Source organism: Actinomadura logoneensis (genome assembly GCF_003428695.1).
Lineage (GTDB): Bacteria > Actinomycetota > Actinomycetes > Streptosporangiales > Streptosporangiaceae > Spirillospora > Spirillospora logoneensis.
In genome coordinates, this window is sequence record NZ_QURH01000296.1 from 1 (window position 1) to 11,195 (window position 11,195).

The following is an 11,195-nucleotide window of genomic DNA, read 5'->3' on the forward strand; positions in this document are numbered from 1 at the left end:
GCCCTGCCGCCGCCGGAGCGCGCTCCGGCCGCCTGCGCGGGCTTGCGGGGCCGGGGCGCCTTGCCGCCGGACGGCCGTCCCGATCCACCCCCGCCGCCGCGGGAACGCGAGGACGACGAGGCGGTCTTCGCTCCCCCGGGCGGACGTGTGGCCATGGTGCTGAGATTAACCAAGTCCGACCGGCGTTCCCAGGATCGCCCCGGCGTGTCAGTGCGACCCGGGGAATCCGATATGTCCCGCTGGACGCGTGAGACCGGCCGCCACCCGCCGTCCCGAACCGGGCGGACCGGCCCCGAAGCGGACGGATGACGAGGCCGGATGACAAGGCCCGGAACCACCGTCCGCATGGCCGGGATCGGCGGCGGATACCGCGGTCCCCGACGCCGCGGCCGCGTGCCCGCGCCGCACGCCGCGCCGGACTTGCGACGGCCCTGGCCGGACGTGCGGCGGACGTGCGACGGCCCCGGGCCGGTGGTACCGGTCCGGGGCCGTCGGCGCGGCGGCGCCGGGGTCAGACCTCGACGACGACCGGGATGATCATCGGGCGGCGGCGGTAGTTGTCGCTCACCCACTTGCCGACGGTGCGGCGGATGACCTGGTTGATCTGGTGGTGGTCGTTGACGCCGTTGGCGGCGGCGTCGCGCAGGGCGTCCTCGAGGCGGTCGATGATCGCGTCGAAGTCCTCGTTGACGATGCCCGCGCCCCGCGCGTGGATCTCCGGCCCCGCGACCAGCTTGCCGCTGGTGGAGTCGATCCCCACGACGATGGACACGAAGCCCTCCTCGCCGAGGATGCGCCGGTCCTTCAGCGAGGTCTCGGTGACCTCGCCGACCGACAGGCCGTCCACGTACACGTAGCCGGCCGGGACCGCGCCCACGATCTTGGCCTGGCCGTCCACCAGGTCGACGACCACGCCGTCCTCGGCGATGACGATGTTCTCCTCCGGGACACCGGTCTGCGCGGCGAGCTTGGCGTGCGCCCGCAGGTGCCGCCACTCGCCGTGGATCGGCATGAAGTTGCCCGGCTTGGTCATGTTGAGGACGTACAGCAGCTCGCCCGCCGAGGCGTGCCCGGACACGTGCACCAGGGCGTTGCCCTTGTGCACGACGCGGGCGCCCCACCGGGTCAGCCCGTTGATCACCCGGTTGACCGAGGTCTCGTTGCCGGGGATCAGCGAGGACGCGAGCATGACGGTGTCGCGCTCGGTGATCCGGATCTGCTGGTGGTCGCGGGCGGCCATCCGGGACAGCGCCGACATCGGCTCGCCCTGCGACCCGGTGCAGATCAGCACCAGCTCGTCCGGCGGGACGGTGTCGAGGTCCTTGACGTCCACCATGATCTCGTCGGGGACGTCCAGGTAGCCGAGCTCGCGGGCGACGCCCATGTTGCGGACCATCGAGCGGCCGACGAAGCAGACCTTGCGGCCGTTGGCGACGGCCGCGTCCAGGACCTGCTGGACGCGGTGCACGTGCGAGGCGAAGCAGGCGACGATGAGCCGCTCCTCCGCCGTGCGGAACACCTCGTCCACGACCGGTCCGATGGCGCGCTCGCTGGTGACGAACCCGGGCACCTCGGCGTTGGTCGAGTCCGACATCAGCAGGTCGATGCCCTCGGCGCCGAGCCGGGCGAACCCGGGCAGGTCGGTCAGCCGGCCGTCCAGCGGGAGCTGGTCCATCTTGAAGTCGCCGGTCGCCAGGACGAGCCCGGCGGGCGTGCGGATCGCGAGGGCGAGCGCGTCCGGGATCGAGTGGTTGACGGCGAGGAACTCGACGTCGAACGGCCCGTACCCGTGCCGGTCGCCCTCCTTCACCTCGCGCAGGACCGGCCTGATCCGGTGCTCCTGCAGCTTGGCCGCCAGCAGTGCCAGGGTCAGCCTGGAGCCGACCAGCGGGATGTCCGGCCGCTCGCGCAGCAGGTAGGGCACGGCCCCGATGTGGTCCTCGTGGCCATGCGTGAGGATGACCGCCTCGATGTCGTCCAGGCGGTCGCGGATGTATTCGAAGTCGGGCAGGATCAGGTCGATCCCGGGCTGTTCGGTCTCCGGGAACAGCACGCCACAGTCGACGACGAGCAGCCTTCCGGCGTGCTCGAACACCGTCATGTTGCGGCCGATCTCCCCGAGGCCGCCCAGGGCGACGATGCGCAGCCCGTTGGCCGCCGGCGGCGGCGGAGTCGACAGTTCAGGGTGAGGATGGCTCACCTAGTGACCTCCGGCACTTGCACTCCCCCAATCGTGAGGTCCTCTGCGAGGCGCGCCGCGAATTCGGATGTGGCCTCGGCCAACGGGGGTCGCAGCGCCCCACCCCCGGGCAGGCCCAAGATCTTCAGGGCGGCCTTGACGGCGATCGCGCCCTGCGTCCGGGTCATGATCGCGGTGACCACGGGCAGCAGGCGCCGGTGGATCTCCAGCGCGCGGCCGTGGTCTCCCGCTCGGTACGCGTCGATCATCTCATGCAGCTCGGCGCCGACGACATGCCCGACCACGCTGACGAAGCCCGCGGCCCCCATGGCCAGCCAGGCGAGGTTCAGCGCGTCGTCGCCGGAGTAGAACACCAGGTCGGTCTCGGCCATCACGACCGAGCCGGCGAACAGGTCGCCCTTGGCGTCCTTCACCGCGGTGATCCGCGGGTGCTCGGCGAGCCGCAGCAGCGTGTCGGTCGCGATCGGCACCCCGGACCGGCCGGGGATGTCGTAGAGCATCACCGGCAGGCCGGTCGCGTCGGCGACGGACCGGAAGTGCGCCAGCAGGCCCTCCTGCGGCGGCTTGTTGTAGTACGGGGTGACCACGAGCAGGCCGTCCGCGCCGGCGGCCTCGGCCTGCCGGGCCAGCCGCCGGCTGTGCTCGGTGTCGTTGGTGCCGGCCCCGGCGACGACGACGGCGCGGTCGCCGACGGCCTCGACCACGGTGCGCACCAGCCGCTCTTTCTCGGCGTCGCTGGTGGTGGGGGACTCTCCGGTGGTCCCGTTGACGACCAGGCCGTCATGGCGCTGCCGGTCGACCAGGTGGGTCGCCAGGCGGGCGGCGCCGTCGTAGTCGACGCCGCCGTCGGGCAGGAACGGCGTGACCATCGCGGTCAGCATCCGCCCGTACGGCGCGTCACTCGTTGTGCTGGGTGCCATGCACCGAACGGTACCGTTCCGCCCACCCGGCTCGGACCCTCAGGTGTGCTCTACCGGCACCGGACGCGTGCTCCGCCCCTCCTCGACCGGCCCTCAACCGGCCCTCGACCGGTCCTCGACCGGTCCGCCACCAGCGCTCCGCCGGCGCCGGACGGCCGCCGGGAGCGTGGCGAAGCCGCTCGTCACGCGCTCGGGGGTACGCGTGGCGAGCGGCCTCCCTCACCACATCGCGGCACGCAAATGCCGCGTTACGGGTTCACTCAGTTCATACCCGGCTTCGCGCGGCGAGTTCCCGCACCCGATGGCGCAGTTCCTCGACGCTGGGCGTGCGGACGAGGTCGTTGCCGCGGACGGCCCACCAGTGGCCCGATCCGCCCCGTCCGAAGTGCCAGCCGTCGAACTCCAGGCTCAGCCGGCTCAGCCGGTCGCCGTCGTGCGGGGTGTGCTTGTCGCTCATCGGCGTCCCCACTTTCCCTCACCATCCGCCAGTAAGGCGATACGCACGATGACTACCCGCGGCGAGGCGCCCTATCCAGGGCTTTCTACCTGGGAGGACGAACGTTTGGGAACGTGACATGCGGGGTGGCGGATTGGGCTGGTTTGCCTGACTTTGGGGCAAGCCAGTTCGCGCGGTAACGGGCCCAGTCGGCGGGCGACGTCGTCCAGTCCGCGTACACGCCGACCCCGTAGGGCCGGCGCGGCGCCGTCGGCAGGTCGGCCACCCCGCGCCGCACGCCGCGCAGGGCGACCTCCAGGTTCTCCGCCCATCCCGTCACCGGCCGGTACGTCGGGACGCCCATGAAGACCGTCGTCCGGTCGCCGATCAGCCGCAGCACCCGCTCGGTGTGGCGCGCGTAGTGCCATCCGGCCAGCGCCTGCGTGGGCATCTCGGTGTCGTAGGTCATGATCGCGACCTGGTCGGCCCGGTCCGCGACGTCCCGCAGGAACCGGTCGGTCGGGCGCGGCGGGTAATGGGCGGCCCCGGTCCGCGGCGCCAGCGCCTCGAAGACCGGCTGGAGGGCGTCGGCGAGCGGCGGCTGCTCCAGGGCCACCGACAGCAGGCGGCCCCGCGCCCTGGTCAGGTCGCGGGTGCGGTCCAGGAGCCGCAGGAACGCCGTGTCGTCCGGGTAGATCGGCTCGAAGTCGTAGTGGATCCCGGCGAAACCCGCGTCGAGCATCGCCGCGTCCGTCCGCAGGATGCCCTGCTGGACACGGGCGTCACCGATCTCGATGACGCCCTTGCCCTCCACCTTGCGGATCTGCCCCAGGTACGCCTGCGCGCGGACGTCCGGCGCGTACGTCCTCAGTGCCTTGAGCAGCGCGGACGCGTTCCGGTACGCGTACGTCCTCAGTGCCTTGAGCAGCGCGGACGCGTTCCGGTACTTGGCGGTCGGGACCGTGCCGTCGGGCTCGAACGGCCCCGCGTGGAAGTACACGTCGGTGATCCGGTTGTCCCGCAGCAGCCGCGCGAACGCCCGGTACTCGGCGTCCGTGTGGGTCTCCCCGACCCACTGGTGCCGCGCCCACAGGGCGTTCGTCCCGGTTCCGGGAGCTTCCGGGTCGGGCTGCCACCAGGCCCAGGCCCCGGCCCCCGCGAGCAGGACCAACCCCAGCGCATACGCCGCGCACCAACCCGTCCACCAAAGAATCCGCCGCATTCGCCCATCCTTCCGGAAGGCGGCACGACACACCGATCCGTTCCCCTCGGAACCCCGCCGCCAGGTGCACACTTTCGGTAGGCGATCGACTCCGAAGAGGAGGCGCAGGCCATGACCACCCGCCCGACCCGACGGACCCGCGCCCGCGAGCCGCGCCCCCTGCTCAGCACCAGGACGCTGCTCATCCTCACCGTCGCCGCCGCGACGGCCGGGATCGCGGCGGCCTTCCCCAAGGCGGCCGTCCCCCTGACCCTCGCCGCCACGGTCGTCACCCTGCTCGCCCAGATCGTCCGCGACTAGGGCCTCAACGTGGCGCCCCTCGCGAGCGCCGCACAAGAGGGCAGGTGGCAGGTGGCTTGGAGACATGCCCTAACCCCGGGACGCCCCGGAGCGCACCGGGGCCGGGGCCTCGGGCAGCGGGGCCCTCTGCGTGATCCGGGTGCGCTGGGTCAGGGCCACGCAGACGAGGACGGCGACCGCGGTGAGGCCGGTCGCGGCGGTGATGGACTCCCCGAGCAGGAGGCCCGCCCACAGCAGCGTCATGACGGGCTGGGCGAGCTGCACCTGGCTGGCCCGGGCGATCCCGGCCCGGCCGAGGCCCGCGTACCAGGCGAAGAAGCCCAGGAAGGCGGAGAAGACCGAGGCGTAGGCGAACCCCGCGACCGAGTCGACCGTCCAGCGCGGATGCGTGGTGGCGAGGAGCCAGCCGGTCGCGGGCAGCGACACCGGCGCGGACAGGACCAGCCCCCAGGAGATCACCCGCCAGCCCGCCATCTCGCGCGCGAGGCGTCCGCCCTCGCAGTAGCCGATCGCCGCCGCGAGGAGCGCGCCGAACAGCAGCAGGTCGGACGCCGTGACCCGGCCGCCCGCCCGGACGAGCGCGAACGTCGTGACGCACACCAGACCCGCGCCGCTCGCGGCCCAGAAGGCCGGGGACGGGCGCTCCCCCGCGCGCACCACGGCGGCCACGGCGGTCGCGGCGGGCAGCAGGGCGACCACCACGGCCGCGTGCGCGGAGGACGACCCGTGGTCGAGGGCCAGGGTCGACAGCATCGGAAACCCGAACACCACCCCGGCGGCCACCGCCAGAAGCGCCGGAACCTGCCGCGCCTCAGGCAACCACCGCTCCGCCGCCGCGCCGGGCTGTCGCGGGGGGTTCGCGCGGTGTCGGCGGGTCAGGCGGGGGTGGGTCGCGAGGAGGGCGATGGCGGCCAGCACGGCCGCCGCGCCGTTGCGGCCGACGCCGATCAGGTAGGGGTCGAGTCCGCGCAGCGCGAACTCGGTGCTGGGGAGGGTGAACGAGAAGGTCAGGACGCCGAGCGCGGCGAGCCCGAAGCCTCCCACCGCTATCGTCCCGGTCGCAGTAGCGCTATCGTTGTCCTTCATGCAACAGGATAGCAGTGCGTTTTCGCTCGCCGATCGGCTGCGGACGGAGGTGCGCGCGCTGCGTCCCGGGCAGCGCCTGCCGTCCAGCCGCAGCATGGTGCGGCGCTACCGGGTCAGCCCGGTGACGGTGTCGCGGGCACTGGCCGTCCTGACCGCGGAAGGGCTGGTCGTCACCCGTCCGGGCAGCGGCGCTTACGTGGCCGAGCGGCCCGCGGCGGCCGCGGAGCCCGGCGACCATGGGTGGCAGGCGGTCGCGCTCGGAGACCGCGCGGTAGACCCGTCGGGGCTGTCCTGGCTGCTGACCCCCGCCCCCGAAGGCGCGATAGCGCTCAGCGGTGGATACCTGCATCCAACGCTGCAACCGCTACGCGCCCTCTCCCTCGCCGCCGCCCGCGCGGCCCGCCGCCCGGACGCCTGGGAGATCCCGCCGCTCGGCGGGATTCCGGAACTGCGCGCCTGGTACGCGCGGACGATCGGCGGCGCGGGCGGCGCGGGTGTCGGCACGGTCGCGCCGTCCGACGTGCTCATCAGCGGAGGCGGGGAGCAGGCCCTCACGACCGTGCTGCGCGCGATCGCACCGCCCGGGTCGCCGATCCTGGTGGAGTCGCCGACCTACCTGGGCCTGCTGGCGGTGGCGCGGGCCGGGGGCCTGCACCCGGTCCCGGTCCCGGCGGACGAGCACGGCCTGCGGCCCGACCTGCTGTCCGAGGCGTTCGCGCTGACCGGGGCGCGCGTCCTTTACTTCCAGCCCGCCCACCAGAACCCGACGGGCGCGACGCTGGCGGCCGACCGGCGGGCCGAGATCCTGGCGGCGGCGCGGGCGGCGGGCGCGTTCGTCGTGGAGGACGACTACGCCCGTCACCTGGGGTTCGGGCCGTCCGCCCCGGCCCCGCTCGTGTGCGACGACCCGGACGGACGCGTCGTGCACATCGCGTCCCTCACCAAGATCACCGCCCCGAGCCTGCGGGTGGCGGCGGTGGTCGCGCGCGGCCCGGTGGCCGAGCGCATCCGCTCCGCGCAGCTGGTCTCCGAGTTCTTCCCGGCCCGCCCGTTGCAGGAGACCGTGCTGGAACTCGTCACCTCCCCCGGCTGGCCCCGGCACCTGCGCACCGTCCACGCCGCCCTGCGGTCGCGCCGGGACGCGCTGTGCGCCGCCCTGGCGCGCGATCTGCCCGGCCTGCTGCACTCGCGCCCGGACGGCGGTATGCACCTGTGGCTCCGCCTGCCGGACGGCACCGACGACGAGGCCCTGGCCCGCGAAGCCCTCCTGGCCGGCGTGCTGGTCGCCGCGGGCCGTCCGTTCTTCCCTGCCGAGCCGCCCGGCCCGTTCCTCCGGCTCAGCTACGGCGTGGCAGCCTCCGAGGCGGAGCTGGCCGAGGGCGTCCGGCGCCTGGCGTCCGTCCTGCGGTCCTGACCGGACGCGCCGACCCGCCCTTGAGCCGCCGCCGAGGGCCGGTCCGGGAGGGATGCCCCCCGGCCCGGGCCCTCGGCCCGCGGCCTCAGTTCTCCTCGGGGACGACGAAGCAGAACTCGTTGCCCTCCGGGTCGAGCCAGACCTGGAAGTCGCCGCCCTCCTCCGGGCTCCAGTGGTAGGTCGCGCCCAGCTCCCGCCCCCGCTCCCCGGCGGACTCGAAGTCGGGGACGTGCAGGTCCAGGTGGAGGCGGTTCTTGACGGCCTTGCCCTCCGGGACCTTCTGCAGGCACAGCACGGGCCCGTCCGGTGAGACGGGCTCCAGCTCCCACCACCGCTCACCGCGCTCGGTGACCTTCATGCCGAGCAGGGCGCTCCAGAACGCCGCCTGGACCTCCAGGTCGTTGCAGTCGATCGCGATCGCTCGTACGCGGGGGACCATCGAATCACTCCTCTGTAGACACCGGCTAAGACCCTATGCAGGTGTCGATCATCGTCGCAACCAGTGATCCAAGGACACTGGTGTCGGCGCTGGTACCCTGCCCGGTGACGGCAGGAGAAACCCGATGACCGACACTTCCCGCGACGCCGCCGCGCTCCTGCGGGACTTCGTGAACACGCTCGACGTCGAGACCGGCGACGACGCGATCGACACGCCCGGACGCCTCGCCGCCTGGCTGGACGGGCACGACCTCGTCCCGACGGCCGTCCCCGCACCAGGCCCCGCGTCCACCACGGCAGGCTCCGCGCCGGGAGGCGGCGAGCGGGATCTCGATCTCGCCCGCGAGCTGCGCGAAGGGCTGCGGACGGTGATGATCGCGCATCACGGGCCGCGGCCCGCCGCGTCCGGGGCCGATGTCCTAGACGGCCCCGCGAACGTCCTGCGCGGCCCTGCGAACGTTCCGGGCGGGCTGGAGGCGGCGTTCGCCGCGCTCCCGCTGCGGATCTCCCTGGCCGACGGGGGCCCGCGTCTCGTCCCCCTCGCCGCCCCCGAGGACGGCAGGGTCCGGGAGGCGCTGGCCTGGATCGCGGCAGCGGTCATGGAATCGGTCGCGGACGGCACCTGGGGACGGCTCAAGGTCTGCCAGGAGAGCACCTGCCGCTGGGCCTTCCTCGACACGTCCAAGAACCGCTCGCGCGCCTGGTGCTCGATGCGGGTCTGCGGCAACCGGACCAAGACACGCGCCTACCGCGCCCGGCTCCGCACGACCGGCCAGGCCGCCGACGCCGACTGACGCCGAGCAGCGGCGCAGGCCCGACCGGCACGGCCCGGAGCCGGGCGACCGCGTGGGTCGGCGGAGGAGGCCGGCGGCCGGGGAGCGGCCCGCCGAGCACTAGGCTGCTGGGCGGAGGTGGCGGATGGCTGACGTCGGGGTGCGTCCCGCGCGGCGCGCGGACGCCGGTGCTGTGGCCGACATCCAGGTGCGCGCGTGGCGGCAGGGGTACGCGGGTTTCCTGCCCGCGCCCGTGCTGGAGCAGGTGACGAGCCCGCAGGCGCTGGACGCCTGGCGGGAGCGCTGGACGCAGGCGGTCGTGGCGCCGCCGAGCCCGCGGCACCACCTGCTGGTCGCGGTGGCGTCCGACCTGGTCGTGGGGTTCGCGGCGTACGGCCCGGCCGAGGACGGCGATCTCGACGCCGCCACGACCGCCGAGCTGCTGACGCTGCTGGTCGACCCCGTCCACGCGCGGGAGGGCCACGGCAGCCGGCTGCTGTCCGCGACCGTCGACCTGCTGCGCGAGGACGGGTTCCGGACGCTGGTGTCCTGGGCGTTCGAGGCCGACGACGTCCTGCGCCGGTTCCTCGGGACGGCCGGCTGGGCGCCCGACGGCACGGCCCGGGACCTCGACATGGGCGAGCCGGTGCGCCAGATCCGGCTGCACACCGACATCACCCCGGAGGCGTGAGCCGCGCCGGGGCGGGGCGGGTGAAGGGCATCCCGGGGTCGGGCATATTTTTGAGCGCGTGCCACGACTCGCCGCCATGACGCCGCCGCTCGCCCCGGCCGCGGACCCGCGGACCGCGCGCCGCGCGCTGCTCGCCGCGGTCGTCATCAGCCTGGGCGTCTCGCTGATCGTGGTGGACGCGACGATCGTCGGCGTCCTGCTCCCCCAGCTGGTCTCCGACCTGCGGCTGAGCACCGCGAGCGCCGAGTGGGTGACCTCGGTCTACGCGCTGGTGTTCGCGGCGCTGCTGATCCCGTCCGGCCGCGCGGGCGACCTGTTCGGACGGCGCCGGATGATCGTGCTCGGCGTCGCGGTGTTCACCGTCGCGAGCGTCCTGGCCGCCCTGTCGGTCGACTCCACGACGCTGATCGGCGCGCGGGCGCTGCAGGGCGTCGGCGCGTCCATGGTGATGCCCGCCACACTCTCGACGCTGAACGCGATGTTCACCGGCAAGGAGCGCGCGCACGCCTTCGGCATCTGGGGCGCGACGATCGCCGGGATGTCCGCGCTCGGCCCGCTGGTCGGCGGCGCGCTCGCCGCAGGCGGGACGTGGCGCTGGGCGTTCGGCGTGAACCTGCTGTTCGGGGCCGCGCTGATCTGGGGCGTGCTGCGCGTCGTCCCGGAGACTCGCGCCACTCGCACCGGCAGCGCAGCGGACACCGGCGGCGCGGCGGGCACAGGAACCGCCGCCCGGAGCGGACGCGGCGATCGGCTCGGGATCGACCTGCCCGGCGCGCTGCTGTCGGCGGGCGCGTTCGGGCTGCTGGTCTGCGGCATCATCGAGGGCCCCACGTTCGGCTGGTGGACGGCGACCCGGCACATCGCCGTGGGCGGGCTGTCGCCGATCCCGGTGATGATCGCCGCCGGGCTGGCGCTGCTGGCCGCGCTGACCGCCGTCGAGCGCGCCCGCGCCGCCGCCGGACGGCCCGTCATGCTCGATCTGACGCTGTTCTCCCTGCCGAACTTCCGCAACGGCAACCTGGCCTCGGCGCTGATCAACGTCGGCGAGCTGGGGCTGCTGTTCGTCCTGCCGCTGTTCCTGCTCGGCGTGCACGGCAGCGCGCCGCTGCAGATCAGCGTGGCGATCCTGCCGCTGGCGGGCGGCGCGTTCCTGTCCGGGGCGGTCGCGCACGTGCTCGCCAACCGGTACGGGCCGCACCGGGTCGTCCAGGGCGGGATGGCGCTGGAGGTCGCCGCCGTCCTCGCCCTCGCCGCCGTCCTGTCCCCCGCCACCGGCGGGTTCGGGCTCGCGCCGTGGATGCTGCTGTACGGCCTCGGCCTCGGCCTCACGTCCGCGCAGCTCACCAACGTGTCGCTCGCCGATGTCCCGCCCGACCGCGCGGGCCAGGCGTCCGGCACCCAGTCCACCGCCCGGCAGATCGGCGCGGCGCTCGGCGTCGCGGTGATCGGGACGGTGTTCGCCACGACGCTCGGGCACGCCGTGTCCGGCCGCCTCGACCGCGCCGGGCTGCCCGCCGCGGAGCGCGACGCGATCACCCACGACCTGCGGCACAGCGCCGGGACCTACGCCCGCGACCTGCACGCCAGGCCCGGCATGGGCGAGGTGGCGCGGGCCGCGGACGCGAGCCTCGCCGACGCGTCCCGGGCGGGCGCGCTCGCGACCGCGGCCATCCTCGCCGGGGGGCTGCTGCTCTCCCTGAGGCTGCGGCCGTCCG

The 11,195-nt window shown here is 74.2% G+C and carries 11 protein-coding genes; 5 read left to right on the plus strand and 6 right to left on the minus strand.

The genetic code is table 11. The features are described 5' to 3' along the window. Positions 1-511 precede the first annotated feature (511 nt). The 4 genes from DZF91_RS17965 to DZF91_RS17980 form a co-directional block, all read right to left on the minus strand. Positions 512-2,200, minus strand: a complete 1,689-nt coding sequence (locus DZF91_RS17965; RefSeq protein WP_117358614.1) for a ribonuclease J — start codon at positions 2,198-2,200, stop codon at positions 512-514. Further along, positions 2,197-3,120: a 4-hydroxy-tetrahydrodipicolinate synthase gene (gene dapA, locus DZF91_RS17970; protein ID WP_117358615.1), complete on the minus strand. Its 924-nt coding sequence runs from the start codon at positions 3,118-3,120 to the stop codon at positions 2,197-2,199. The genes DZF91_RS17965 and dapA overlap by 4 nt, the downstream gene beginning before the upstream one ends. 265 nt (positions 3,121-3,385) lie before the next feature. Next, the gene (locus DZF91_RS17975; RefSeq protein ID WP_117358616.1) at positions 3,386-3,577 is read right to left on the minus strand and encodes a hypothetical protein; all 192 of its coding nucleotides are present in this window, start codon (positions 3,575-3,577) and stop codon (positions 3,386-3,388) included. A gap of 85 nt (positions 3,578-3,662) precedes the next feature. Then, positions 3,663-4,778 (minus strand): glycoside hydrolase family 18 protein, encoded by a 1,116-nt coding sequence (locus DZF91_RS17980; RefSeq protein ID WP_199486712.1) that lies wholly within the window; start codon positions 4,776-4,778, stop codon positions 3,663-3,665. Between the two features lie 111 nt (positions 4,779-4,889). Between DZF91_RS17980 and DZF91_RS17985 the strand changes: the two genes are divergently transcribed. Continuing rightward, the gene (locus DZF91_RS17985) at positions 4,890-5,078 is read left to right on the plus strand and encodes a hypothetical protein (protein WP_117358617.1); all 189 of its coding nucleotides are present in this window, start codon (positions 4,890-4,892) and stop codon (positions 5,076-5,078) included. A gap of 69 nt (positions 5,079-5,147) precedes the next feature. On the opposite strand, the gene DZF91_RS17990 is transcribed toward DZF91_RS17985, so the two are convergent. Then, entirely contained in the window at positions 5,148-6,164 is a 1,017-nt protein-coding gene (locus DZF91_RS17990; protein WP_117358618.1) for a DMT family transporter, read from the minus strand. Here DZF91_RS17990 and DZF91_RS17995 point away from each other — a divergent pair. Then, positions 6,163-7,578: an aminotransferase-like domain-containing protein gene (locus tag DZF91_RS17995; protein ID WP_117358619.1), complete on the plus strand. Its 1,416-nt coding sequence runs from the start codon at positions 6,163-6,165 to the stop codon at positions 7,576-7,578. The genes DZF91_RS17990 and DZF91_RS17995 overlap by 2 nt on opposite strands. Positions 7,579-7,663: 85 nt before the next feature. On the opposite strand, the gene DZF91_RS18000 is transcribed toward DZF91_RS17995, so the two are convergent. Continuing rightward, a complete protein-coding gene (locus DZF91_RS18000; RefSeq protein ID WP_117358620.1) occupies positions 7,664-8,017 on the minus strand; it encodes a VOC family protein in 354 nt (117 codons plus the stop codon). 124 nt (positions 8,018-8,141) lie between these two features. Between DZF91_RS18000 and DZF91_RS18005 the strand changes: the two genes are divergently transcribed. The 3 genes from DZF91_RS18005 to DZF91_RS18015 all read left to right on the plus strand — a co-directional run. Further along, entirely contained in the window at positions 8,142-8,810 is a 669-nt protein-coding gene (locus DZF91_RS18005; RefSeq protein WP_117358621.1) for a CGNR zinc finger domain-containing protein, read from the plus strand. A gap of 124 nt (positions 8,811-8,934) precedes the next feature. Continuing rightward, on the plus strand, positions 8,935-9,480 hold the full coding sequence (locus tag DZF91_RS18010; RefSeq protein ID WP_117358622.1) for a GNAT family N-acetyltransferase: 546 nt from the start codon (positions 8,935-8,937) through the stop codon (positions 9,478-9,480). Between the two features lie 58 nt (positions 9,481-9,538). Beyond that, the coding region (locus tag DZF91_RS18015) for an MFS transporter (RefSeq protein WP_235834381.1) at positions 9,539-11,195 on the plus strand (1,657 nt) is incomplete at its 3' end.

Bases quoted from the DNA above. Each gene is read 5' to 3' on its own strand.
- dapA (WP_117358615.1), bottom strand. From the start codon at position 3,120: ATGGCACCCAGCACAACGAGTGACGCGCCGTACGGGCGGATGCTGACC.
- DZF91_RS17975 (WP_117358616.1), bottom strand. From the start codon at position 3,577: ATGAGCGACAAGCACACCCCGCACGACGGCGACCGGCTGAGCCGGCTG.
- DZF91_RS17980 (WP_199486712.1), bottom strand. From the start codon at position 4,778: ATGCGGCGGATTCTTTGGTGGACGGGTTGGTGCGCGGCGTATGCGCTG.
- DZF91_RS17985 (WP_117358617.1), top strand. From the start codon at position 4,890: ATGACCACCCGCCCGACCCGACGGACCCGCGCCCGCGAGCCGCGCCCC.
- DZF91_RS17995 (WP_117358619.1), top strand. From the start codon at position 6,163: ATGCAACAGGATAGCAGTGCGTTTTCGCTCGCCGATCGGCTGCGGACG.
- DZF91_RS17990 (WP_117358618.1), bottom strand. From the start codon at position 6,164: ATGAAGGACAACGATAGCGCTACTGCGACCGGGACGATAGCGGTGGGA.
- DZF91_RS18000 (WP_117358620.1), bottom strand. From the start codon at position 8,017: ATGGTCCCCCGCGTACGAGCGATCGCGATCGACTGCAACGACCTGGAG.
- DZF91_RS18005 (WP_117358621.1), top strand. From the start codon at position 8,142: ATGACCGACACTTCCCGCGACGCCGCCGCGCTCCTGCGGGACTTCGTG.
- DZF91_RS18010 (WP_117358622.1), top strand. From the start codon at position 8,935: ATGGCTGACGTCGGGGTGCGTCCCGCGCGGCGCGCGGACGCCGGTGCT.